A 23,316-nucleotide genomic window follows, 5' to 3' on the forward strand; every position below is an offset into this window, starting at 1 on the left:
TTCGTATCGACCTAGCCCGGCGTCAAACGCTCGGGCGGATCTTGTGGCGTCAGTCGCTCCGGGGACTCGGCCGGCCTCAACCTCTCCGGCGTTTCCGCGGGCGTGATCCGTTCGGGTGTCTCTTGCGGCGTGCCCCGCTCGGGTGTCTGGGGTTCGTCGGTCACTGACCACACCTCCCTTCGCCAGGTTTGCCTACCCGCGTCAGGTGCGTTTCAAAACAGAGGTAACCGGCGTCTCATCCGCCGTCATCTCATCCGCCGGTGCGGGTGAACTTCATGTCGTACGGGCCGCCCTTACAGGAGCTGCCGGATTCATCTTTGGTACCGCTACCGGTAAGCAGCGTGATCGGATCCTGAGCCGGCTCCGGGAGCGGGAAGTCGCCCTTGATCCGCACGTGCGAGGTGCCGCCGGCCGGACAGGCGGCATCGTATTCGTCGTCCCGGATCCAGGCGTTATCGGCGAACAGCAGCAGCTGGGTCCCGCTGGACCCGTTCCGGACGAATCGGCTGTTACACCGGTCGCCGGTGCGCAGACAGAAGGTGTCCACGTTGTAGTCGGCTTCCTGCGGTTTCGGGGCGTTCGGGCCGGTGTAGGTGGTCAGCAGGTGGTAGAAGCCGTGCAGTGCCTGACCTGGGGACACCACCCTGGCCGGCAGCTCAGCGGGGTTGGCCAGGCTGGACAGATCCGCGTCGCCGCTGCGGGTGAACGTCACCGTTCGTTTGCTGTAGCAATCCAGCGAGTCGGTGATCCATTCACCGACCATCGTCCCGTCGGCATGTGGCTGCAGCCAGACGTAGTTCCACTTCTCGATGCTCTTGTCGTTGCATTTGCCGCCTTCCAGGGCGACAGCGATCCAGCGGCCCCGAACGTCGTCGAAGATCAGTTTCGGCGTGTGGTTGTAGAGTCCGTCGGTTCGTTGCGCGGTGGCGACGCACTCGGTCCCGTTGGCGTTGCACGCCGAACGCAGCAGCCAGGTCTCCTGGCCCGGCGGCTCGGAGTTGGGCACCTCCTTGCCGGCCAACGAGACCTTGGGACCGAAGTCCGCGGTGTAGGTGCCGGTGAACGGGCCGCTGTCGGTGAGCTGGGTCGGTTGGGCGGCGCCGGAATGCTCGGTGGTGTGCCCGGAGCTGCCGGTGCTGCCGCCACCGCCGGTCAACACGACCGCGGCGACGACAACGATGACGGTCAGCAGCACCCCCGCACCGGCCAGGATCAGCGGCGTACGGCGCCGTTTCGGGGGCGGCTTGTCGGGGCCGGCCTTCTCCTCGGGCACCGCCTGAAACGGGACCGGCGTGGCCGGCTCACTTGTCGCACGGTACTGAGTGGCGTCGTCGCTGCTCGGGACGTACGGGACCGGATCGGCGGCCGGGCGGCGCTGGGTCGGATCGGTGGGGGGCCGGCGCAGACTCGGATCCGGGCCCGGCCGCTGCGCGGGGGCCGGCCGCTGGTGGCCGGGGTCGGGGCCGGGGCCGGCCGGGCGGTACTGGTTCGGGTCACTCGGCGGCCGGTACGGGGCAGGCCCACCAGGCGGGCGGCGCTGGTCCGGCGGGGGACGTCGCTGCCCCTGGTCGACGCGTCCGGGTCCACGGCCCGGTGGCGGCTGCCGCGGCGGACCGGGCGGCGGTGGGGCCAGCTGGGTCCGTTGCTGCACCGGTTCGGGCCGGCGCAGCGGAATGGGCCGGGTCCCGGTGACCGCCTCCCGCGCCGCCGCCGCCATCTCGGTCACCGTCGGGTAGCGCTGATCAGGGCTTTTGGCCATCGCGGTGGCCACCACGTTGTCCAGCTCTTCGGGGATACCGCGACGCATGGTCGACGGCCTCGGCGGCGGCAGACTCAGATGGCCGCCGATCTGTTGTTCCAGGCTGTTCCCGGGGAACGGCTGCTCGCCCGTCAGGCACTCGTGCAGTACGCATCCGAGTGCGTAGGTGTCGCCACGTGGATCGGTCTGGCCGCTGGTCACCCGCTCCGGTGCCATATAGGCCCAGGTACCGATCACGTTGCCGGTGCCGGTCATGTGCGAATCCCCCGCCGAGCGGGCGATGCCGAAATCGATCAGATAGGCGAAGTCGTCTTCGGTGACCAGGATGTTGGACGGCTTGACGTCGCGGTGCACCAACCCGATCCGGTGCGCGGAACGCAGCGCGGAGGCGATCTGCTCGATGATGTTGACCGCACGTTCTGGTTCGAGCGCCCCTTCGGCGATGATCGCCTGCAGATCTCGGCCGACGACGAGGCGCATGTCGACATAGAGACGACCCTCGATCTCGCCGAAATGGTGGATCGGCACCACGTGCGGGTCGTTGAGGCCTGCCGCCGCCAGCGCTTCCCGGCGGAAACGCTGTTCGAAGGTGGGGTCGTTGGCCAGATTGGCGGGCAGCACTTTCACGGCAACGACGCGCTGGGTCTCAGTGTCGTAGGCGCGCCAGACCTCGCCCATGCCGCCGCGGCCCAGCAGCTCGATGAACCGGTAGCGGCCGAAGGTCGTGCCCTGCACTCCGCCCCCTCAAGCGAACTTTGGTAGGTCAACAGTAGAGCCGCGCGGGCCGGCGCGCCCACTGGTTACTTAGCTAAGCACGAAATGGGGAACGCGGGATAGCTCGTCCGCCTGCTGAAACCCGCGGCGGCGGGACCTCGCGCCGCGATTACAGCGCGCTGATTCCGTTGTGCAGCACCATGGCACCGATCAACACCAGGACGACGGCCAGCATTGCGGCGTGGTTGGTCTCCATCCAGTCCTTGAGCCGGGTGAGCTTGTCGTCCAGACGGTCGCCGGCGCTGAGGTAGCCCACGATGGGGATGGCGACCGTCGAGGCCGAGAGAACGACGAAGACCGCGGCGAAGAACCACTTTCCGCCGACATCCAGCGGGCTGGTTCCGATGGCCAGCCCGCCCGCCAGGCACAGCAGCGACACCTCGAGCCGCACCACGGTCAGCACCAGGGCGACGATGCCGGCACGCCTGGGGCTGATGGTGTCGAACGCCCGCATCCACCGCGGCGTCGCGGATTCCCGGTTTCGGGTCAGCCAGCGGTAGACGCCGAACAGGATCAGCACCGAGCCCAGCACCACCCGCAACCAGGAAGCCCAGGTCGGCGGCGCTTTGTGCAGGCCGGCGAAAAGACCGGAGCCGGTGACGAAAATCCCGGTCAGCGCCGCCAGGCCCAACACCCAGCCGCCGAGGAACGCCAGAGCCGTCGGTCGCGGCCGCGGGGCGTGCAAAACCAGCACCGCGGGGATGATCGTCAACGGCGAGACCGCGATGACCAGGGCCAGCGGGACGAGCTTGGCAAGCAATGACGTCCAGATTCCTGTCACGGGCAGCAATCTTCGCATTGAACCTCCGGACCGGCACCGAACGGGCGCGGATGAGTGTCGCCGCCGCAAACGTCCGATCCGGGAGCGCCGCGTGCGATGATCCGGCACGGTGGGCTTTCTGCTCCGGCAAAGCTCCGGCGGAGGAGGATTCACGTGGCAAGTCAGGTGCATCTCGGGCACATTTTCCATCTCTCCGGTGCGCCGCTGGTGACCGATGCGGCCGCCGCTCTGGTGTCGATTCCCGACGGCGCGTTGGTGATTGGCGACGACGGCCGTGTTGCGTTCTGCGGAGAACGAGAGGACATCCCGGATCGGTATCGGACCGGGCCGGTGTCCGATCATCGGCCCGGGTTCCTGCTGCCGGGTTTCGTGGACACCCATGTGCACTTCCCGCAGACCTACGCCGGCGCCTCCTACGGCGGCGGTCAGCTGTTGGAGTGGCTGACGCTGTGCATGTACCCGTCCGAATCCCGTTACGCCGATCCGGCTTTCGCGCGACGGGCGGCGGCCGAGTTCTGCGACCGCCGCATCGCGGTGGGCACGACGGCGGCGATGGTGTTCGGATCCGCGTTCCCGCACGCCCAGGACGCGCTGTTCGAGGAGACCGCGCGCCGCGGTCTGCGGATCGTCAGCGGACGCGGCATCCAGACCGGCGGTCCCGCGGCGGCCGCTGCGCTGATCACGTCGGAAGACGACGCCATCCGGCTGACCAGAGCCGAGATCGACAAGTGGCACGCGGCCGACACCGGGGACGTGCGCACCGCGCGCCTGCACGTCGCCATCGTTCCGAGGTTCTCCCTGGCGGTCAGCACACGAACGTTGAAAAGCCTCGGCGAACTGTATGACTCGGTGCGCGACGACGGTGTGTACTTCCACAGCCACCTCAACGAGAACAACCGTCCCGGCACCGGCGAGGTCGACGAGACCAAGGACGCCTATCAGGTCCACTCCTACCTGGACACCTACGACGGCAGGTTCCTGCCGGGGTCGGCCGTCGGCGGGTCGAGCATGCTCGGGCGACGCAGCATCATGGCGCACGCGGTGCACTGTCAGGACGTCGAACTGGCGCGGATGGCCGAGACCGGCACCTCGATCGCGCACTGCCCGATCTCCCAGCAGTTCCTGGGATCGGGCACGATGCCGTGGCTGCGGACGGTTGCGTCGGGCGTGAACATCTCCGCCGGGACGGACTTCGGCGGCGGCGACGAGTGGCTCATTCCCCAGGTGGTCGGGGCGGCGTTCAAGGTGCACATCTCCGAGCCGGGCGACGCGGGTGTGTCGATGCATCCGGCGCAAATGCTGTTCCTGGGAACCTTCGGCGGTGCGCGGGCACTGGACATGGAGGACCGCTTCGGCAACTTCGACGTCGGCAAAGAAGCCGACTTCGTGGTGGTCGACCCGCGCCGTACGCCGGCGCTGGAAGCCTCGCTGAGTCATGGGGTGCGGGCCGACGATCCGGTCATGGCGCGGGACCAGACGCTGTTCGGGTTGCTGATGGGGATTCGCGAGACGTCGATCGCGGGGACGTATGTGCAGGGACGACGGCTGGAGTGACGGGACCTGTCGGCTGCCTGACGCTCGTAGACCTCGCGGGAGCTGGTGACAGACACCCGTCAAGGCCGCGCCGGAATCACTAGACTGCGTGAAGTGCACACCCTGGGCGAAGCGAGGTCCGCGTTCGGATGAGAGCGTCGCTGGTGATCGGGATCGTCGCGGTGGTGGTGATCGCGGCGCTGGCCATGCCGATCAAGCAGCGCTGCGGTGCGCCGGGGCGCACCTGCGCCACCGCGGTGGACGCTGAGGGCGGCGTGCATTACTACTACGAAGTCGAACCGTTCGGGGTATTCATGATCGAGGTCATGACCGGAGTCGATATCCCGGTGTATTACACCTCCGGCGAGGAGATCGAGAGGGCCCGATGAACGCACGTATCGCGGGGCTGGTCGCGGTGGCGATGATGCTCGGTGGCTCCGTGGCGGCAGTACCGGTACCCGACGTGGCCCTGGTGACCACCAGCGAGAACTTCTGCGGAGCAAGCTACCTGTGCCCGGCCGATCCCCCAGCCGACGGCGGCGACCAGGCCACCGCGGAGCGCCGGATCATCGACGGCTATGTCGCCAAGCAGGCCGGTTGCACCCCGGACTCACCGGCAGATCCGCGGTCGGTCACCTGGGATCCGCCCGGCTTCACACCCAACACCGGGGGTGCCGGAAACATCAACGACAGCAATCCGGGCCTGGGCGGCCATTTCGTGGCCGACTACGTCAACGGCCGCTGGCACATCGACTATCAGTACTGCTGACTCACCTGCGCGGCGAACTGCATCCGGCCGAGCCGGGTTTGGCGAATTGCAGCCAGAACGTACGGCTGGCCGAAAATTGCCGCCGAGACGCTTCTGACCTGGTAAGCGGGTGAGTCTGCCCACATCGTTACAACTGGAGTGGGAGCTCCGCAGCAATCTGCCGCATACTGGACGTCATGCCTTTGACGACTGCACCGCAAACCGCTGGCCGGGGGCCAGCCGGTTGGCTGGTGGTTGGTCGAGGGCGGTAGTGGCGCGTTCCGGCGGTGCGCACCGGCACCGTGCCGTCAAGCAGCCGTCGAAGATCCGCAGACGGCTGTCGCGGACCTTGATGACCCTCGCCTCGGCGATAGCCGTGGGGATGACCGGGGCGGGCTACTGGGTGGCCCACGGCGCGCTGGGCGGCATCACGATTTCGCGGGCGCTGACCGCCGAGGACCCGCGGTCCACCGGCAACAACATGAACATCCTGTTGATCGGGCTGGACTCCCGCAAAGACCAGGAAGGCAACGACCTGCCCTGGTCGATCCTCAAACATCTGCATGCCGGCGACTCCGACCAGGGCGGCTACAACACCAACACGCTGATCCTGGTGCACGTCAGCGCGGACGGAAAAGTCGTCGCCTTCTCGATCCCCCGGGACGACTGGGTGGCCTTCAACGGCGTTCCGGGATACAACCACATCAAGATCAAGGAGGCCTACGGGCTGACCAAGCAGTACGTCGCCAACCAGCTCGCCAACCAGGGCTCGATCTCGCAGCGCGAACTCGAGGCCCGGGGCCGAGAAGCGGGCCGTGCGGCAACCCTGCGCGCGGTGCGCAGCCTGACCGGCGTCCCGATCGATTATTTCGCCGAGATCAACCTGGCCGGCTTCTACGACCTGGCCCAGACGCTGGGCGGCGTCGACGTATGCCTGAACCATCCCGTCTACGACTCGTACTCCGGGGCCGACTTCCCGGCCGGGCGGCAGCGTCTCGACGCTTCCCAGGCGTTGTCGTTCGTCCGGCAACGGCACGGCCTGGAAAACGGGGACCTGGACCGCACGCACCGTCAGCAGGCGTTTTTGTCCTCGGTCATGCACGATCTGCAGAGTTCGGGCACATTCACCGACCTCGATCGGCTGAACAGCCTGATGGCGGTGGCCCGCAAGGACGTGGTGCTGTCCGCCGGCTGGGACGAGAGCCTGTTCCGCCGCATGGGCGAACTTGCCGGCGGCAACGTCGAGTTCCGGACGCTGCCGGTGGTGCGCTACGACAACATCGACGGTGCCGACGTCAACATCATCGACCCGGCCGCGATCAAAGCGGAGATCGCCGCGGCGATCGGGACCGCGCCGGCCCCGTCCGCCGCTCCGGTCACCACCAGCGCCAAACCCAATCCGTCGACCGTCGTCGACGTGGTCAACGCCGGCGCCATCAGCGGCATGGCCACTCAGCTGTCCAGCGCGTTGAAGAAGCGCGGCTTCACCGCGGGGCAGGTCCGCGACCGCCAGGCGGGGGACCCGACGACCACCACAATCCAGTACGGCAGCGGTGCGGAAGCCGAGGCGCAGAGTCTGGCCACGCTGCTGGGCGTCGACGCCGCCAAACAGCCGGACACCAGCGTCGCACCGGGTCACGTCCGGGTGACCGTGGACACCAACTTCTCGCTGCCGGCCGCCGAAGAGACCACCGCCTCTGCGTCGACCACGTCCACCACGACGACCACGTCCAGCGGCTATTACTACAACGGCGCTTTCACTCCTTACCCCACGCCGGATCGCGGCAAGCCGATCGACGGCGGCGGCGTGCCCTGCGTCAACTAGCCGCGTTTCCGGTCACGCTGGCGTGACGCTCGGCGCTCAACGCCACTCTGGCGTGACGCTCGACGCTCAACGCCACTCTGGCGTGACGCTCGACACTCAACGCTCGACGCTCGACGCTCGACGCTCAACGCCACTCTGGCGTGACGCTCGGCGCTCAACGCCACGCTGGCGTGACGCTCGGCGAAGCGAGCTAAGCGTGCGTGCCGCCGTCGATGCGGATCTCGGTACCGCTGATGAACGCGCCGTCCTCGGAGACCAGCATCGCGATGACCCCGGCGACGACGGCCGGGTCGGCCATACCGGTGCCGCTGGAGGTTTCCGTGGTGGGCAGGATCGGCAGCAGCCTGCCGAACAACGACCAGTTGGCGTCCTTGGGGATGTAGCCGCCGGTGGCGTCGGTGATGCCGGTTTTGATGCTGCCCGGCGCAACACACACCGCGCGCAGCCCGGCGGCGGCGTACTCCAGCGCCAGCGAATGGGTGAACGCCTGCACGCCGCCCTTGCTGGCGGCGTAGGCCGCCATGTACGGATGGGCGAAGGTCGCCGAGGTGGAGCTGAAGTTCACCACGGAGCTGCGGGCGTTCTCCAGTAGCGCCGGCAGCGCTTCGCGGACCACCAGGAACGTTCCGGTCAGGTTGACGGCGAGGATTTGGTTCCACAGATCCAGGCCGGTCTGGTGGGTGTGGGCGGCGCGCAGGATCCCGGCCGCGTTGACCACGGAGTCCAGGCCGCCGAGTGTCTCGACGGCCGAACGCACCCCGTCGACCACCGAGCGCTCGTCGGCGACGTTCATCTCGAGCACGGTGAGACGGTCGCTGGACAGGGCCCCCAGCGCCTCGGTGGCGATGTCGGCGCCCACCACCAGCGCGCCCTCGTCGAGAAGCCGGGACGCCGTGGCCCGGCCGATGCCCGACCCGGCGCCGGTCACCAGGATCCGTCGGCCGTCCAGGCGCTGCATTCAGACCACGCCGCGCAGCGCGTCGGCGCCGAACATCTGTTCCATCATCGACGAGTAGTCCGGACCGCGACGCACCATGTGTCCGCCGTCGACGTTGATGCACTGCCCGGTGATGAAACTGGCGGCATCGCTGAGCAGGAACATGGCCAGGTTCGCCACGTCCTCGACCTCACCGACCCGCGGCAGCGGTGTACACAGCGCATAGTCGCCGCTGATCTCCGGTGACTGGATGACACTGGCGTCGACCAGATCGGTACGGATCAGGCCGGGACGGATGCTGTTCGCGCGCACCCACGACGCCCCGAGTTCGTCGGCGGCCAGCTGCATCATGTGGTCGATGGCCGACTTGGTGACGCCGTACGGCCCGAACCAGCGGTGGGTGTTGCTGGCGGCGATGGACGAGATCGCCACGAACGACCCGCCCCCGCCGCGCACCAACTCCCGCGCGACGTGCTTGAGCACGTACATGGTGCCGTTGACGTTCAGGTCGACCGTGCGGCGCCAGGCCTCCGAGTCGGTGTGGGTCAGGGGCCCGATGGTCAGCGAACCACCGGCGCTGTGCACGGCGCCGTGCAGCCGGCCGTGCCAGGCCGTCGCGGCGTCGACCGCCCGGGTGACCTCGTCTTCGTTGGTGACATCGGCGGGTTCGTAGCGGATCGAGCCGGGCAGTTGCAGCCCCTCGATCTCCTCGACGGCTTCGGCCAGCCGGTCGGCGCTGCGGCCCACGATCAGCACGGACGCCCCACCGTCCACCAGTCCGGTCGCTACCGCCTTGCCGATACCGCTTCCCCCGCCGGTGACCAGATACGTCCGGTCCTGAAAAGAAAGCTGCACTGAGATCCCTTTCGGTGAGTTACGGCTGATCGCGGCGCGCGACCTGGGTCGGTCGAGCGGTGCGCCAATCCTCGACGTCGGGCGGCAGACCGACAGGCGCTCTGTTCTCGTTGTGGGCGGCCCAGTGCGCGTGACCGAGCTCATGGATGTGGAACGCGTGCCGCAGCGCCTCGGTGAATCCCATTGCGTCCGACGCCGCGTTGACCGACGCCTTCACCAGTAGCGAGGCCATCGTCGGCCGCTCGGCGATGCGCCGCGCGAATTCCAGTGTCTTCTCGTCGAGTTCGTCGACCGGGAAGACCTTGGACACCATGCCCAGTCGGTAGGCTTCGTCGGCGTCCAGCGAATCACCGGTCAGCAGCAGCTCTTTGGCCTTACGCGCCCCGAATTCCCAAGGGTGGGCATAGTATTCGACGCCCGGCATACCCAGACGCACCGCGACCACGTCGCTGAACTTCGCGTTGTCGGCCGCGACGATCAGATCGCAGGCCCAGATCAGCATCAGCCCCGCCGAGATCGCGTTGCCCTGCACCTGGGCGATGGTGATCTTGCGCAGATCGCGCCAGCGGGTGGTGTTCTCGAAGAAGAAGTGCCATTCCTGGTGATACAGCTTCTCCACGATCGGCTCCAGGGTGGCGCCGTAGGCGCGGAACGTGGGGTGCTGCGTCGGTCCCGGTTTGCGCTCGGCCAGCGCCGCCTCAGAACCCAGATCGTGACCGGCGGAGAAGTTGCGCCCGCGCGCACCCAGGATGATCACCCGCACCGTGTCGTCGGCCTCGGCGCGCAGGAAAGCCTCGTCCAGCTGGACCAGCAGGGTGCGGTTCTGCGCGTTGTGTTCGGCGGGCCGGTTCAACCAGATCCGCGCGATGCGTCCCTCGTCGAGGGTTTCGTAGGCCACCAGCTCGGGGGGCTCGTAGGCCTGTGCTTCGGCGCTGTCCTGATCGGAGAGTGTCATTGGGCCCACCTCACATTGTCACGGGCTAGGTGTTTACACATTACGGACAGTCTGTAGCGGACCATCGCTGGGGCCAACGTGACGTCGAGCGGCCGAGCGTGCGCAGAATGCCGGCCCGTCCGGCCTGTCCGCGGACATCTGTGCACCCTCACCGGAAGCGGACAACGGATGCTCATGGCGAGCTGCAACGTGACGTCCCTTACAGTTGTGGGATGCCTACTAAGACCGACCATGGCGAAATCGGCGACGTGGAACCGCTGGCCGACAGCACCGCGAGCCAGGCCCGACGCGTTGTCGCCGCCTACGCCAACGACGCCGACGAGTGCCGCGTCTTCTTGTCCATGCTCGGTATTGGGCCGGCGAAGCTCGACGGCTAATGGCTGCCAGAGGCGGCCGTACCTCCAAAGCGCCCCCCTCCGCCGGCTACGGCGACTCTGACTTCGTCGTCGTCGCCAACCGCCTGCCGGTCGATCAGGAACGGCTCCCCGACGGCACCACCAGCTGGAAACGCAGCCCGGGCGGCCTGGTCACCGCCTTGGAGCCGTTGCTGCGCAAACGGCGCGGCGCCTGGATCGGCTGGCCCGGCGTGGTGGATTCCGATATCGATACCCAGGATGCTCCGATCGTCCAGGACGACCTTCAGCTCTATCCGGTCCGGCTGAGCGCCGAGGACGTCGCGGACTACTACGAAGGCTTTTCCAACGCCACCCTGTGGCCGCTGTACCACGACGTCATCGTCAAGCCGATCTACCACCGCACCTGGTGGGAACGCTATGTCGACGTCAACCGCCGGTTCGCCGAAGCCACCTCCCGGGCCGCCGCCAAGGGCGGCACCGTCTGGGTGCAGGACTACCAGCTGCAGCTGGTGCCCAAGATGCTGCGCGAACTGCGCCCGGATCTGACGATCGGTTTCTTCCTCCACATTCCGTTCCCGCCGGTGGAATTGTTCATGCAGTTGCCCTGGCGCACCGAGATCATCGAAGGGTTGCTGGGGGCCGACCTGGTGGGCTTCCACCTGGCCGGCGGTGCCCAGAACTTCCTGATCCTGTCGCGGCGGTTGATGGGGGCCGAGACCTCACGCGGCGCTGTCGGGGTGCGCTCCCGTTTCGGTGAAGTGCAGTTCGAGAACCGCAACATCCGGGTAGGTGCCTTTCCCATCTCCATCGACTCCGGCGCGCTGGATCAGGCCGCGCGCGACCGCAACATCAAACGCCGCGCCCGCGAGATCCGGGCCGAGCTGGGCAACCCCCGCAAGATCTTGCTGGGGGTGGACCGGCTGGACTACACCAAGGGCATCGACGTGCGGCTCAAGGCGCTCGACGAGTTGCTCGCCGAAGGGCGTGCCAAACGCGACGACACCGTGCTGATCCAGCTGGCCACACCCAGCCGCGAGCGCGTGGAGAGCTACCAGATTCTGCGCAACGACATCGAGCGTCAGGTCGGCCACATCAACGGCGAGTACGCCGAAGTCGGCCATCCGGTGGTGCACTACCTGCACCGGCCGGTCCCGCGTGATGAACTCGTCGCGTTCTTCGTGGCCAGCGACGTCATGCTGGTCACCCCGTTGCGCGACGGCATGAACCTGGTCGCCAAGGAGTACGTCGCCTGCCGCAGCGACCTGGGCGGCGCCCTGGTGCTGTCGGAATTCACCGGTGCCGCAGCCGAATTGCGGCAGGCCTATCTGGTCAACCCGCACGACCTCGAACGCGTCAAGGATGCGATCGAGGCGGCACTCAACCAGTCCGAGGAGGAGGGTCGGCGCCGGATGCGGGCACTGCGGCGCCAGGTGCTCGCCCACGACGTGGACCGCTGGGCCAGGGCGTTTCTGGACGCACTGACCGAATCGCGTCCCGACGGCTCTGACTGAACCCATGGTGTTGCCGCCGAAACGCTGTGATACTCAGATGCAGCAAGAGCACGGTAGAGGAGTTTGATGTGAGAATCCGTCGCGGACTTGCCATCGGCGCCGTCGCCAGCGCGACTGTCGCAGTAGGAATGGCGTTGGATTCCGACAGCCCTGCCTACGCGCTCGGGCCGCCGGCCGACGGTAACTATGCCCTCAACGAGGCCGGGGTGTCCGGTGCTGTCTGGGCGATCACGACGTTGTGCGCTCAGCCGTCGGGAACCCGCAATATGAACGACTATTCGGACCCGATCGTGATAGCGATGAACTGCGCACTGAACGTGGTCGCCACGACTCCGGCGAACAACACCCGCGCCGAGCATATCCAGAACTTCAGCGGGCGGGCCCGGATGAGCAGCATGCTGTGGAGCTTCGATGTGAAGAAATCGGAAGGCATTGCGTGCCCGGGCGGCGGATTCGCCGCAACCAACGAAACTTACGCGTTCAGCGACGAGACCATGAGCGGCACCCACACCATCCTCAACGACGCGGTGTGCGGCCTCCAGCCCGGTATGCGCAAGGAACCGTTTTCGCTGGCGTTGACCGGACCGGCGCCCAGCCCAGTCGAGCGTTACCCCTTGCGGTGCAACGAAATTGCAATTTGTTTCTGAGATCGACTCAGATCGGTGCGATATGAGCGATCAGCCACTTGCCGTCGATCCGCTGAAACTCCACCCGTAGCCGGCTGCCGTCGTAGATGGGCTGGCGCGTCTTGTCGGTCACGATGCGGTTCATGTACACCATGACCGTAGCCGAATTCCGTTGAGCGGCAATGACTCCCACGCCCACAACGCTGGCCTGCACTACCACTTCGCGTTTCTTGGCCTCCGGGATGATCTTCTCGTTGACGCCCTTCTTGAACTCCTGTCGGTAGGCGGGAGTCAACAGTGGGAACGCGTCGGTCAGGGTGCGCTCGACGGTCTGGAAGTCATAACCGAAGACCTGCGGGATCTCCTTCTCGGCCAGCTTCGGCAGGGTCTCACGGGCGGCCTGCGCGCCGCGCGCCTCGACCCGATCCCAGTAGAACCAGCCGCCGACCGCCGACAACCCCACCACCACTGCGATCGCCAGGATCGCGGCGGCTGTGAACAGCCGCCGCAGCCATCGCATCAGTTGCCCCCGTTGGGGTACATCAGGTCGTAGCCGGTCATCCGGCCGGCGTCGTCCTCGTGCACGACGACCCGCAACCGGTAGGGCTCGGACGGTTTGTTGACGCCGTCGATGTCGGCGACGGTCACCCGCACCGACACCAGCACCGACGCGTTGCCGCTGACCTCGTCGATGGCTTCCAGCGCGGCGCCGTTGACGACGGCTTCCGACGTCGCATTGGTCTTGCGGTACAGGCTCTTGAGGAACTCGATGTTCTCGCTGCCGAACTTGCTCCGTAGCGGGCCGCTGGTGCCGTTGACAAACCGGTTCACCGACTCGTCGATGGTGTCCGGCGTGTAGCTGTACATGTTGACCACGGTCTGCGCGCCGGCGTCGACGAACCGCTGCTCACGGGCCTGCCGCGCATTGGCGTGCCCGTGCTGGACAAACAGGGCCGCGACGCCCGAAGCCAGGACGGCAATCGCCAGCAACGCGGCCGCGAACGAGATCCAGCCGACGAGCCGGGTATGGGCCGGTCGGCGCCGCGGCGGGCGGAGCTTGCCCGCCGGCTTGCTCAGCTTGACCGAGCGTTCGACCTTGGGCTCGGCGACGACCGTCTCGGCAGCGGCTTCGGTCGGGTCCGTGCCGTTCGATTCGGCTTTCGGGGGCCCCGCGGCGCGCGAGGCCTTGCGGCGCACCCGCGGCGCCGTCAACTGGTCATCTGTCAACACCAAATCCAACTGCAATTCGTCAAAGCGCTTTGGGCGCAAGCATCAGGTCCACCCAATTCTCCGCGCCGGACGTGCCCGTCACGCCGGACGCGAAGATACCAGTGCCGCCGGCGGGATCGTTGAATCGGCCGGTGGTCGGGTCATAGGTGGTGTAGGCCGCACCACCGGCCTGTGGCTCTGCGCCCGGCGCCGGGCCGGTACCAAGGGGTGGCCCCGGCGGCTCGAGGTACTTCGGATACGGAAGCTGAGGTGGCACCGGCGGATAGTTCGGCGGCATGTACGACGGGTTGCCCGGCGGCGGCCCGCTGTTGTTGGGAGGCGGCGGGTCGTAGGCCGGTTGGTGTGGCGCCGGGCCAGGGCCTGGTATCACCCCGGGCGGAGGCGGCCCGACAATCGGGATACCCGGATCCGGGTCGGCTCCTGGCGGTATGAACGGAAAGTGGTTGGGCGGCAGGATGTTCAGCCCGTTGGTCACCGGGGTCCCGTACGGTATCGGGGGTCCGCGCCACGGGTTGGTGCCGATCGGCACATAACCGCGGGGGTCCCGGCACAGCTGTACGGTGGGTGCCCGTTTGCCGGGAAATTCCTGACACGGATAGTTGCGCGCACCGCGCACCGCGCTGGCGTCGTTCTGGGCGGTCTTGCAGTACAGGTCGCGTGGTATCTCGCGGACCGTTTCGTCGGCGGGCGTACGGATCAGCGGTGCGGGTATGAAACCCGTGTTGCACTGCGGCGGGTCGTTGAGATCGAGCTTGAAGTCCAGCTTGGTGCCCTCATCCTGGGGTTGACCGCCGGCCGCCGTGGTGATCGCGGCAAACAACGCCGGGAAAACCACCAGCAGCTGCTCGATCGTCTTGTGGTAGATGACGCCCACCCGGCCCAGATTGGCCATATTGGCCGCCAGCGCCGGGAACGACGGCCGGATGCCGGTGAACGTCTCGTTGGCCTGATCGATCGCGTCCGGTGCGGTGGAAAGGGTGTCGCGCAACTGTGGGTCGGCCCGCCGGACTTCGGAGGTCAACCGCGCCAAACCGTCCGACAGTGACCTGATATCAGCACCGGCGCGCACCTGGGCCTGCAGGAACGGACCGGCCTGATCGATCAGCTGCGAGACCTGTGGATAGTTGGTGTTTGCCTCATCCACCAGCAACCGGGCCGATTCGATCAGCCTGGCCAACTCCGGGCCGGTGCCGTTGGTCGCAACGAACGCCTCATGCAGTACCTCACGCAACCGCGTGTCGCCCAGGCTGCCGACCAAGGCTTCGGCCTTCTTCAACAGATCGGCGACGTCCTGGCCGATACGCGTGTTGTTCCGGTGGATTTTCGATCCGTTGCGCAACTTGTCCGACGCCGGGTTCTTGGGCGGCGTCAACTCGATGTACTGCTCCCCGATCGCCGACACGCTCTTGACCATGGCCGTGACGTTGGCCGGAATCGGGGTTCCACTGTTGAGCCGCATCTCGGCGGTGACGCCGTTCGGGTTGAGTTCCACCGACTCGACCCGGCCCACCGCAACACCGCGGTAAGTGACGTTGGCGTTCTTGTAAAGACCGCCTCCCGCCACGAAATCAGCACTCACACCGTAGGTTCCGATGCCGAACGTGGCCGGCAAACGCAGGTAGAAAATCGCCATCACCACGAGCGTGATCACGGTGATGGCCGCAAACACGGATAGCTGAATCTTGGTGAGTCTGTCGATCATCCTTGCCCGCCTCTACTGTGTCGCCGTGCCGGGCGGAATCTTGAACGGGTCGGCCGCTTGTCCGGACAGGTTGGCCAGTTCGCCCATCAGGAAGTTGGGCGGGTTGAGGACTTCGTCCATATGCATCATGTTCGGGTCCAGCGCGTAGGAAGTGGTGAAGAAGGTCTCACCCAGGCGACGCAGCGTCAAGTCAAACGTGGTGAACACGTTCAGGTAGTCCCCTCGGACCGCTTGCTTGATGCCGAAGTTGGGGAACGGGAAGGTCAGCATGATCTGCAGCGCGCTGACGAAGTTCTTGCGGCTGTCATTGAGCGCCTTGATGACCGAATACAGGTCCTTGACGTCCGCTGCGAAATCGGTCTTGGTCTTGGACAACACATTCGACGTGACCATCGCGAGTTTGCGCAGCGAGGAGAACGCCTCGACGATGTGGTCCCGATTCTTGTTGAGCACGCGCAGCGCCTCCGGCAGCGTGTCCAGCGCCCGGCCCAGATTGTCCTTGTCGCGCGCCAGTATGGCCGAGAACCGGTCCAGCCCTTCCACGGCAGCGATGATGTCGTCAACCTGCCTGCGGAGTCCGGACGCCAGCTCCGCCAGTCTGGGCATCAGGTCGCGGAACTGGCCCTGGCGACCGGCGACGGCTCGATACGTCTCGTCGGTGATCTCTTCGAGCGCGCCGACATTGCCCTTGTTGACCACCACACCCAGTGCCGATAGCACCTCCTCGGTCGTCGGGAAACGGCCGGTGCGCGACTCCGGGATGCGGGACCCGTCGCGCAGCTTGTCCTTCGCCGCGGGCTGGTCGGTCGGTTGAGCCAGCTCGACGTGCTGCGAACCCAGCAGCGAAGTCTGGGCAACCTTGGCGGTCGCGTTCGCCGGCAACACCACGTTCTTGTCCAGCGCCAATTTGACCGCGGCGTAGAAGGATCCGTCGGCACGCTGCTGGGCTGCGATTCCGGCCACGCTTCCGACGGTGACGTCGTCGACCATGACCGGCGAATTCTGCGGCAGCGTAGCCACATCCGGCAGCTCGACGGTGATCGAATACGCACCACCGCCGTGACCGGCGGTGCCCGGCATCGAGAGCGAATTCAACCCGCCGAAGGAACACCCGGCCAGCACTGTGCTGCTGGCCAATAGGACGGTGCCACGCAACCACTTCCGCCTCATCGGCCAGCTCCTTGCTCGGCGGGCAGCGGGCCCGGCAGCGCCGGCGCGGACGCCGGCCCCGGGGCGGACGCCGGCCCCGGCGCGGGACCATAGCCCGGCGCAGGCCCGGGAGCCGTCGGGACGAACAAGCTCTGCAGATCGGTGGCGGCCCCCGGCGCCCCGGGCTGCGGCCCCGAGCCCTTGGCCGGAATCCAGGTGAACTCCGGCACCGGCGTCTCGGCTTTGGCCTGGGTCGCCGGGGTGTCGTAGATGATCTGACCCTTGTAGGCCGTGATCGTGTTGAGCGGGTGGAACATAACCGGCGGGTAGTTTGCGGTGAGCCGGCGCAGTACCGGACCCAATCGCTCGCGGCAAATCTCGGAGCGCCTGAAGTAATCGGGTCCCGACGGCCCCCCCTGGGTGTCGAAGGATCCGCCGCAGATGAACTGCACGGGGTTGGTGAAGTTGGGCAGCGAAAGCAGCCCGTTGAGGGTGCCCTGGGCCGGGTCGTAGATGTTGTAGAAGTTGGTAATACCGGGTCCCGCTACATGTAGGACCTGCTCGAGGTTGTCGCTCTCGCTATTCAACGTCTGGGTAAAGTCCTTGAGCTGGTCGACCGTTTCGATCAATGTCGAATTGTGCTCGTGCAGAAACCCTTTGACGTCCGTGAGCGCCTGGTTGAGGGTGCCCAAGGTGGTATCCAGATTCCGCGAGCTGTCGGCGAGCACCTGCGACACCGACGCCACGTGCCCGGCGAACTGAACGATCTGCTCGTTGCTCTGCGCCAGGGTGTCGACGAGGATCTGCAGGTTCTTGACGGTGCCGAAAAGGTCGCCGCGCGAATCGCCAAGGCGCCCAGCAACTTGCGACAGTTCCAGCAGCGCGCTGTGAAACGAGTCGCCTTTGCCGTTGAGGGTGTCCGCGGCCTGGTTGATCGCCGAACCCAACGGCCCTTGTAGCTCGCCCGCGGCAGGACTCAGCTGAACCGACAACTGGGTCAAAGATTCCTTGATCTCGTCCCACTCCACGGGGACAGCGGTTCGGGACAGATCGATGCTGGCACCGTCGGAAAGCGCGGGACCGGCGGTGTAGGCCGGCGAGAGCTGAATGAACCTGGCCGCCACCAGGTTCGGCGACATGATCACGGCCTTGGCATCGGCCGGGATCTTGATGTCCTCGGACACGTTCATGACGATTTTGACGTCCGATGCGCGAGGTTCGATCGACTCGATCTCGCCCACCGGCACACCCAGGATGCGCACCTCGTCTCCGGGGTAGAGACCGACCGAGGAGGTGAAGTAGGCGGTCAGCTTGCGGCCACCGCCACTCGCGGAGAACAACACATACGCGCCACCGACCAGCGCCGCGACCAACGCGACGATGGTGATTGTCCGCAGCCCTTTGCTGCCGAAGCGTTGCTTGGTCGTCATGGTGACTTGGGCCTGATCGTCCAGCGCTCCTGGATCATTCCGCGCAGATAGTCGGCCAAGCTGTCGGGCAGCTTGCCCGGCTGGAAGACGAAGTCGAACATGGTCGCCACCAACGGCGCCGGGATCGCGCCATAGACGTTGACGTTGAATCCGGGTCCCGAGCTGACCACCTCGCCGAGCGTGGTCGCGTACGTGGGCAGCCGCTTCAGCGCCTCGGTGATGTAGTCGCGGCGCTCGTTGAGGTTGGCCAGCACCTGGTTGACCTTGGTCAGCGCAGGGCCGAACTCCTTGCGGTTGTCGTTGACGAATCCGGACAGCTGCGCGGAGACGTCGTCGATGCCGGCGATCAGGGCGCTCAGCGAAGCGCGGCGCTCGTCGAGTGCCGCAAACAGCTGGTTTCCGTCGTCGATCAGGCTCTTGACCTGCTCGGCGCGTTGCGACAAGACCGCCGTTACCGATTTCGCGTGCGCCATCAAGGTCTGCAACGCGTCGTCCCGGCTGTTCAACGTGCGGGATAGCGTCGTCACGCCGTCCAGCGCGCCGCGCAGTCCCGGGGTGGCGTCGTGCAGGGTGTCGGTGAGTACCCGCAACGCCTGCTCGAATTGGGGCTTGTTCAGGTTGTTGGCGTTCTGGCCCAGATCCTCGAGTGCGCCCGCCAGGGTGTAGGGCGTGGTCGTGCGGCTCAACGGGATCGTGGTCGCAAGGCCGGACCCGGCGGGACTCACCGCTATCGAGCGCTCGCCGAGGATGGTGTCGGTGCGGATCGCCGCGAGCGACTGGTTGCCGACGTTGATGTGGCGCTCCACGTCGAACACGATCTTGGCGCTGTCGCCGGCCAAAGTCACCTCGGACACCTTGCCGACCTTGACGCCGGAGATCAGGACGCTGTTTCCGGGTTTTATCCCGCCCGCATCGCTGAAATAGGCCTGATAGCTCCTGCCCTGCGGCCAGAAGGGCAACTTGGAGTAACCGAAGGCGACGAGCATGACCGACACCACCACTACCAGGCCGATTACTCCGGTGCGCAGCGGGTCACGGTCCCGCGAGCTACTTGGCAAAGGAGCACCTCCCTTTACTGGGATCGACCGAGCCGCCCAGGCCCAGTCGGATGTCGGAACCGGCCGGCCCGTTGATCTTGATGGTGACCGAGCAGAAATAGATGTTGAAGAACGAGCCGTAAGTGCCCAGCGCGGAGAGCCGAAGGTAGTCCTCGCCCAGTTGCTCGATGTCGTTGTTGATCTCGGCTTTGCGGGTGTCAAGTTCAGTCGCGAAGGGCCGGGCGTTTTCCAGGACACCCTGCAGCGGCCGGCGCGAGTTCCTGAGCAGATCCGTCAGGTCCGTGGTGGTCGAGGCCAGCGGTGGAATGGCACCGGCGATGGGATCGCGATTCTTGGCCAGCCCGTCGATCAGCTGTTGCAGCTGGTCGACGCTGCTGGAGAATTGCGCGCTGCGCTGGTCGATGGTGCCCAGCACGGTGTTGAGGTTGGTGATGACGTCGCCGATGAGCTGATCGCGTTTGCCCAACGTCGACGAGAAGGCGCTGGTGTCACTCAACACATTAGCCAGCGCTCCGCCCTGGCCCTGCAACAACTCGATGACGGCGCTGCTGATCGTGTTGATCTTGTCCGCGTCCAAGCCTTTGAGCACCGGCTTCAATCCACCCAGCAATGCGTCGAGGTCGAGCGCGGGTTGGGTGTGCGCGGAGTTGATGGTCCCGCCGGCAGGAAGCTTGCGCAGTTCTCCGGGGCCGGAGGTGATCTCCAGATACCGGTCGCCCACCAGGTTTTCGTAGCGGATCACCGCCCGGGTGGACGAGTACAGCGTGTAGCGGCTGTCGACACCGAATTCCACGTCGACGGTGTTGTCGGTGTTGAGTTTGACTCCGGAGACCGCACCGACCGGCACGCCGGCGATGCGCACCTTCTGGCCGCCCTTCAACTTGGAAGCGTCGATGAACGTGGCGTGATACGTGCTTTCCGAGCCGAACCGGAAGTCGCCGAACACCACCACGAGCGCCGCACTGACCAGGAGCATCACCAGCGCGAAGATGCTGACCTTGATCACCATCGACCGGTGCGATGGCATACCGCCGCCGGCCATCAGAAGTCGTCCCGTTCTGCGAACGCGCCGTGAAACAGGAATTGCAGGGTCGACGGGGCGTCGAACTGCACTTCGGTGAACGGCTCGTAGGGGATGAGCGCATTGTCGGTGACCAGGAAGGGTGCCCGGTAGAACGACCCGCCGGTCTGCTTGGTCGGAATGTCAGGCAACCCGCGGCAGTTCGGCCCGCCAGAGGCGTTGACGATCGGGAGGCTCTCCGGATAGGTGTAGGCGGGCGCGCCCAGCACGAAACTCGAGGACGTGAACAGACCGGCTTTCTTGACTCCGAGCAAAGGGGCGAACTCCTTGATGCCGCGGTCGATGCCGGCCAGTAGGCAACCGAATTCCGGCGAGTAGTCCGCTGCCACCTTCAGCGGGGCCCGCAGCCTGTTGACGGTGGCGATCAGATTCTCTTCGGCCGGAGCCAGCGTCTCGTAGCCGTTGTTGGCCAACCCGATCGTGGCCAGCAAGGTGGTGTTGAGGTTGTTCTGCTGATCCACGACCGTCCTGCTGAGGGTCGGCAAGTTAGCCAACACCGTGTTCAGGTCGGGTGCGGCGTCACCGTAGTAGCCGAGGGCAAGCCCTGCCTGGCGGAAGTCTTCCTGCAACGCAGGCAGTTTCGGATTCGCTTGGCGGGTAAGGGTGTTCAGTCCGGTGAGCGTCCCACCGAGGTCGTCGCCGTGGCCACGCAGCCCTTCCGACAGCGCACTCAGCGTTCCGTTCAGCTCGACCGGATCGACCTTGTGCAGCACGTTCATCAGCGACTCGAAGAGGGTATTGACTTCGAGCTGAACAGCTTTGGCTTCGACGTGGGCCCCTGGGCGCAACGAGGTGGGCGCCGGCGTCTGTGGTGGGATGAACTCCACTGACTTGGCGCCGAAGATGGTGTTGCCGGCGATGTGCACCGTTGAGTTGGACGGGATGTAGTGCATGTCGTTGCTGTAGATGGCCAGCTTCAGCCGTGCCTGGTCACCGCTGTAGGTGATGTCCTCGACCTTGCCGACCTGGATGCCGCGGAACTTGACCTTCGCGCCGGGTTCCATCACCAGCCCGGCCCGCTGCGAGGAGACCGTGACCGTCTCGGTGGAGGTGAACGCCGCCGAATAGGACAGGTAGGTGAAGACCGCCGAGGCCACCAACACCGAGCCCAGCACCGCCGCGGCCACTCGGCCGGCGGTGCGTCGCGATCCAGTGTCTGACATCGCCGCTATCCCGAGAGATTGAAGTTGCCGGACGCGCCGTAGACGGCGAGCGAGATGAACAGGGTGATGACGACGACGACGATCAACGACGTGCGGACCGCCTGCCCGACGGCGATGCCGACGCCAACCGACCCACCGCTGGCGTTGTAGCCGTAATACGTGTGCACCAGCATCACCGCGATCGACATCACGATGGCCTGCAGGAACGACCACAGCAGGTCGGACGGGATCAGGAAGGTGTTGAAGTAGTGGTCGTAGAGGCCGGCGGACTGGCCGTTGACGAAGACCGTGGTGAAGCGCGCCGCGAAGAACGCGGCCAGCACCGACAGCGAGTACAGCGGCACGATCGCGACCAGGCCGGCGATCAACCGCGTCGACACCAGATACGAAACCGAGTGCACGGCCATGCATTCGACGGCGTCGATCTCTTCGGAAACCCGCATGGCGCCCAGCTGTGCGGTGGCGCCGGCGCCGATGGTGGCGGCCAGCGCGATGCCGGCGATGACGGGTGCGACGACACGCACGTTGAGGAAGGCCGAGAGGAACCCGGTCAGCGCCTCGATGCCGATGTTGCCCAGCGACGAATAGCCCTGTACCGCAATGACGCCGCCGGATGCCAGCGTCAGGAAAGCCGCGACCCCGACCGTGCCGCCGATCATCACCAGCGCGCCCGCTCCCAGTGTCATCTCGGCGACCAGACGAATGGTCTCCTTGCGGTAGCGGGTGACGGCGTTGGGCACGTAACGGAACGTCTCGCCGTAGAACAACGCCTGCTCGCCGAAGTTGTCGACCGGTTCGGCGAACCTCGATAAGAAATTGCGCAGGCGAAAGGTGACGTCGTAGCTCATCGCATGTTCACCATCGCTCGAACTCCCCCCATCGTTACCCCGTCCCTCACTTGGCCGAGATTCTGACGCCGATGGCGGTCATGACCACGTTGATGACGAACAGACAGATGAAGGCATACACGACGGTTTCGTTGACCGCGTTGCCGACGCCCTTCGGGCCGCCCTTGACGGTCAGACCGCGATAGCAGCCGACCAGCCCGGCCATCACCCCGAACAACAAAGCCTTGACTTCGGCCAGGATCAGCTCGCGCAGGCCGGTGAGCACGGTCAACCCGTTGATGAACGCGCCCGGGTTGACGCCCTGCAGGAACACCGAGAAGGCGTAACCGCCGGACAGGCCGATGATGCAGACCAGGCCGTTGAGCAGCACCGCGACCAGTGTCGACGCCAACACCCGGGGCACCACCAACCGCTGGATCGGGTCGATGCCGAGCACCCGCATCGCGTCGATCTCCTCGCGGATGGTGCGTGCGCCCAGGTCCGCACAGATGGCGGTGGCCCCGGCGCCGGCGACGACGAGCACGGTGACGATCGGGCCCAGCTGGGTGATGGTGCCGAATGCCGTTCCGGCACCGGACAAGTCAGCGGCGCCGATCTCGCGGAGCAGGATGTTGAGAGTGAAGGCGACCAGCACGGTGAACGGGATGGAGACCAGCAACGTCGGGACCAGGGACACCCGCGCGATCATCCAGGTCTGGTCGAGGAACTCCCCGAATTGAAATGGCCGCCGGAAGGCGGCACGGGCAGTGTCTATCGACATCTCGAAGAAACCACCGACGCCTCGGGCCGGCACGGCAAGCTTCTGCAACAAAACCGGGTCCTCCAATCTGCGGCTCGCGGCGATTTTTCTTGACCGGAAACACACCGTTGGATGACTCGTTGCTTGGTGTGAGCGGGCTCATATTAACTAGAACAAGTTCTGGGTGTCGATGAACCCCGCAATTTTTTGCAGCGAAGATGCACACCTGGTACTTCGGCACTGTCGACTTGCGGGT

General features: G+C 66.1%; 22 protein-coding genes. 7 read left to right on the top strand and 15 right to left on the bottom strand.

Features of this window, described 5'->3' with window-relative positions:
- Nucleotides 1-250 precede the first annotated feature (250 nt).
- Both AC5Y47_RS09320 and AC5Y47_RS09325 read right to left on the bottom strand, forming a co-directional pair.
- Nucleotides 251-2,494, bottom strand: coding sequence for a serine/threonine-protein kinase (locus AC5Y47_RS09320; protein ID WP_499943638.1), 2,244 nt, complete (start codon nucleotides 2,492-2,494; stop codon nucleotides 251-253).
- A gap of 148 nt (nucleotides 2,495-2,642) precedes the next feature.
- Nucleotides 2,643-3,332, bottom strand: a complete 690-nt coding sequence (locus AC5Y47_RS09325; protein WP_499943639.1) for a GAP family protein — start codon at nucleotides 3,330-3,332, stop codon at nucleotides 2,643-2,645.
- Between the two features lie 135 nt (nucleotides 3,333-3,467).
- Here AC5Y47_RS09325 and AC5Y47_RS09330 point away from each other — a divergent pair, with 135 nt between their 5' ends.
- From AC5Y47_RS09330 to AC5Y47_RS09345, 4 genes are all read left to right on the top strand, one after another.
- Nucleotides 3,468-4,868, top strand: coding sequence for an amidohydrolase family protein (locus AC5Y47_RS09330; protein ID WP_499943640.1), 1,401 nt, complete (start codon nucleotides 3,468-3,470; stop codon nucleotides 4,866-4,868).
- Nucleotides 4,869-4,996: 128 nt separating this feature from the next.
- Nucleotides 4,997-5,236, top strand: a complete 240-nt coding sequence (locus AC5Y47_RS09335) for a hypothetical protein (RefSeq protein ID WP_499943641.1) — start codon at nucleotides 4,997-4,999, stop codon at nucleotides 5,234-5,236.
- The gene (locus tag AC5Y47_RS09340; protein WP_499943642.1) at nucleotides 5,233-5,616 is read left to right on the top strand and encodes an integrase; all 384 of its coding nucleotides are present in this window, start codon (nucleotides 5,233-5,235) and stop codon (nucleotides 5,614-5,616) included. The genes AC5Y47_RS09335 and AC5Y47_RS09340 overlap by 4 nt, the downstream gene beginning before the upstream one ends.
- Nucleotides 5,617-5,866: 250 nt before the next feature.
- Nucleotides 5,867-7,420, top strand: a complete 1,554-nt coding sequence (locus tag AC5Y47_RS09345; protein ID WP_499943643.1) for an LCP family protein — start codon at nucleotides 5,867-5,869, stop codon at nucleotides 7,418-7,420.
- Nucleotides 7,421-7,610: 190 nt separating this feature from the next.
- Here the strand turns inward: AC5Y47_RS09345 and AC5Y47_RS09350 are convergent, their stop codons facing one another.
- From AC5Y47_RS09350 to AC5Y47_RS09360, 3 genes are read right to left on the bottom strand one after another with little or no spacing between them, the layout of a single operon-like run.
- The gene (locus tag AC5Y47_RS09350; protein ID WP_499943645.1) at nucleotides 7,611-8,378 is read right to left on the bottom strand and encodes an SDR family NAD(P)-dependent oxidoreductase; all 768 of its coding nucleotides are present in this window, start codon (nucleotides 8,376-8,378) and stop codon (nucleotides 7,611-7,613) included.
- Nucleotides 8,379-9,212 (bottom strand): SDR family oxidoreductase, encoded by an 834-nt coding sequence (locus AC5Y47_RS09355; protein WP_499943646.1) that lies wholly within the window; start codon nucleotides 9,210-9,212, stop codon nucleotides 8,379-8,381.
- Nucleotides 9,213-9,231: 19 nt separating this feature from the next.
- Nucleotides 9,232-10,167 (bottom strand): enoyl-CoA hydratase, encoded by a 936-nt coding sequence (locus AC5Y47_RS09360; protein WP_499943647.1) that lies wholly within the window; start codon nucleotides 10,165-10,167, stop codon nucleotides 9,232-9,234.
- A gap of 212 nt (nucleotides 10,168-10,379) precedes the next feature.
- On the opposite strand from AC5Y47_RS09360, the gene AC5Y47_RS09365 reads away from it, so the two are divergent.
- The 3 genes from AC5Y47_RS09365 (at nucleotide 10,380) to AC5Y47_RS09375 (ending at nucleotide 12,681) form a co-directional block, all read left to right on the top strand.
- Nucleotides 10,380-10,544, top strand: a complete 165-nt coding sequence (locus AC5Y47_RS09365; RefSeq protein WP_499943649.1) for a hypothetical protein — start codon at nucleotides 10,380-10,382, stop codon at nucleotides 10,542-10,544.
- Entirely contained in the window at nucleotides 10,544-12,034 is a 1,491-nt protein-coding gene (locus AC5Y47_RS09370) for an alpha,alpha-trehalose-phosphate synthase (UDP-forming) (RefSeq protein ID WP_499943650.1), read from the top strand. The genes AC5Y47_RS09365 and AC5Y47_RS09370 overlap by 1 nt, the downstream gene beginning before the upstream one ends.
- A gap of 68 nt (nucleotides 12,035-12,102) precedes the next feature.
- Entirely contained in the window at nucleotides 12,103-12,681 is a 579-nt protein-coding gene (locus AC5Y47_RS09375) for a hypothetical protein (RefSeq protein WP_499943651.1), read from the top strand.
- 7 nt (nucleotides 12,682-12,688) lie between these two features.
- Here the strand turns inward: AC5Y47_RS09375 and AC5Y47_RS09380 are convergent, their stop codons facing one another.
- From AC5Y47_RS09380 to AC5Y47_RS09425, 10 genes are read right to left on the bottom strand one after another with little or no spacing between them, the layout of a single operon-like run.
- Nucleotides 12,689-13,180 (bottom strand): mammalian cell entry protein, encoded by a 492-nt coding sequence (locus AC5Y47_RS09380; RefSeq protein ID WP_499943652.1) that lies wholly within the window; start codon nucleotides 13,178-13,180, stop codon nucleotides 12,689-12,691.
- Nucleotides 13,180-13,899, bottom strand: coding sequence for an Rv1363c family protein (locus AC5Y47_RS09385; protein WP_499943653.1), 720 nt, complete (start codon nucleotides 13,897-13,899; stop codon nucleotides 13,180-13,182). Before AC5Y47_RS09385 ends, AC5Y47_RS09380 begins: the two co-directional genes overlap by 1 nt.
- Nucleotides 13,900-13,909: 10 nt before the next feature.
- Nucleotides 13,910-15,592, bottom strand: a complete 1,683-nt coding sequence (locus AC5Y47_RS09390) for a virulence factor Mce family protein (protein WP_499943654.1) — start codon at nucleotides 15,590-15,592, stop codon at nucleotides 13,910-13,912.
- Nucleotides 15,593-15,604: 12 nt separating this feature from the next.
- Complete coding sequence (locus AC5Y47_RS09395) at nucleotides 15,605-16,762, bottom strand: MCE family protein (RefSeq protein ID WP_499943656.1); 1,158 nt, start codon at nucleotides 16,760-16,762, stop codon at nucleotides 15,605-15,607.
- A complete protein-coding gene (locus AC5Y47_RS09400) occupies nucleotides 16,759-18,171 on the bottom strand; it encodes a virulence factor Mce family protein (protein ID WP_499943658.1) in 1,413 nt (470 codons plus the stop codon). The genes AC5Y47_RS09395 and AC5Y47_RS09400 overlap by 4 nt, the downstream gene beginning before the upstream one ends.
- Nucleotides 18,168-19,229, bottom strand: a complete 1,062-nt coding sequence (locus AC5Y47_RS09405; protein ID WP_499943659.1) for an MCE family protein — start codon at nucleotides 19,227-19,229, stop codon at nucleotides 18,168-18,170. The genes AC5Y47_RS09400 and AC5Y47_RS09405 overlap by 4 nt, the downstream gene beginning before the upstream one ends.
- The gene (locus tag AC5Y47_RS09410; protein WP_499943660.1) at nucleotides 19,219-20,271 is read right to left on the bottom strand and encodes a virulence factor Mce family protein; all 1,053 of its coding nucleotides are present in this window, start codon (nucleotides 20,269-20,271) and stop codon (nucleotides 19,219-19,221) included. Before AC5Y47_RS09410 ends, AC5Y47_RS09405 begins: the two co-directional genes overlap by 11 nt.
- Nucleotides 20,271-21,473, bottom strand: a complete 1,203-nt coding sequence (locus tag AC5Y47_RS09415; protein ID WP_499943661.1) for an MCE family protein — start codon at nucleotides 21,471-21,473, stop codon at nucleotides 20,271-20,273. The genes AC5Y47_RS09410 and AC5Y47_RS09415 overlap by 1 nt, the downstream gene beginning before the upstream one ends.
- Nucleotides 21,474-21,478: 5 nt before the next feature.
- Nucleotides 21,479-22,321: an MlaE family ABC transporter permease gene (locus AC5Y47_RS09420; RefSeq protein WP_499943662.1), complete on the bottom strand. Its 843-nt coding sequence runs from the start codon at nucleotides 22,319-22,321 to the stop codon at nucleotides 21,479-21,481.
- Between the two features lie 46 nt (nucleotides 22,322-22,367).
- Nucleotides 22,368-23,132 carry an MlaE family ABC transporter permease gene (locus AC5Y47_RS09425; RefSeq protein WP_499943663.1) on the bottom strand — a complete coding sequence of 255 codons (765 nt, stop codon included), beginning with the start codon at nucleotides 23,130-23,132 and terminating at the stop codon, nucleotides 22,368-22,370.
- Nucleotides 23,133-23,316: the final 184 nt, after the last annotated feature.

The sequence above is a fragment of the Mycobacterium sp. NGS22 genome, from assembly GCF_059813095.1.

Bases quoted from the DNA above. Each gene is read 5' to 3' on its own strand.
- AC5Y47_RS09335 (WP_499943641.1), top strand. From the start codon at position 4,997: ATGAGAGCGTCGCTGGTGATCGGGATCGTCGCGGTGGTGGTGATCGCG.
- AC5Y47_RS09395 (WP_499943656.1), bottom strand. From the start codon at position 16,762: ATGAGGCGGAAGTGGTTGCGTGGCACCGTCCTATTGGCCAGCAGCACA.
- AC5Y47_RS09365 (WP_499943649.1), top strand. From the start codon at position 10,380: ATGCCTACTAAGACCGACCATGGCGAAATCGGCGACGTGGAACCGCTG.
- AC5Y47_RS09410 (WP_499943660.1), bottom strand. From the start codon at position 20,271: ATGGCCGGCGGCGGTATGCCATCGCACCGGTCGATGGTGATCAAGGTC.
- AC5Y47_RS09360 (WP_499943647.1), bottom strand. From the start codon at position 10,167: ATGACACTCTCCGATCAGGACAGCGCCGAAGCACAGGCCTACGAGCCC.
- AC5Y47_RS09340 (WP_499943642.1), top strand. From the start codon at position 5,233: ATGAACGCACGTATCGCGGGGCTGGTCGCGGTGGCGATGATGCTCGGT.
- AC5Y47_RS09370 (WP_499943650.1), top strand. From the start codon at position 10,544: ATGGCTGCCAGAGGCGGCCGTACCTCCAAAGCGCCCCCCTCCGCCGGC.
- AC5Y47_RS09380 (WP_499943652.1), bottom strand. From the start codon at position 13,180: ATGCGATGGCTGCGGCGGCTGTTCACAGCCGCCGCGATCCTGGCGATC.
- AC5Y47_RS09415 (WP_499943661.1), bottom strand. From the start codon at position 21,473: ATGTCAGACACTGGATCGCGACGCACCGCCGGCCGAGTGGCCGCGGCG.
- AC5Y47_RS09400 (WP_499943658.1), bottom strand. From the start codon at position 18,171: ATGACGACCAAGCAACGCTTCGGCAGCAAAGGGCTGCGGACAATCACC.
- AC5Y47_RS09350 (WP_499943645.1), bottom strand. From the start codon at position 8,378: ATGCAGCGCCTGGACGGCCGACGGATCCTGGTGACCGGCGCCGGGTCG.
- AC5Y47_RS09390 (WP_499943654.1), bottom strand. From the start codon at position 15,592: ATGATCGACAGACTCACCAAGATTCAGCTATCCGTGTTTGCGGCCATC.
- AC5Y47_RS09420 (WP_499943662.1), bottom strand. From the start codon at position 22,321: ATGAGCTACGACGTCACCTTTCGCCTGCGCAATTTCTTATCGAGGTTC.
- AC5Y47_RS09325 (WP_499943639.1), bottom strand. From the start codon at position 3,332: ATGCGAAGATTGCTGCCCGTGACAGGAATCTGGACGTCATTGCTTGCC.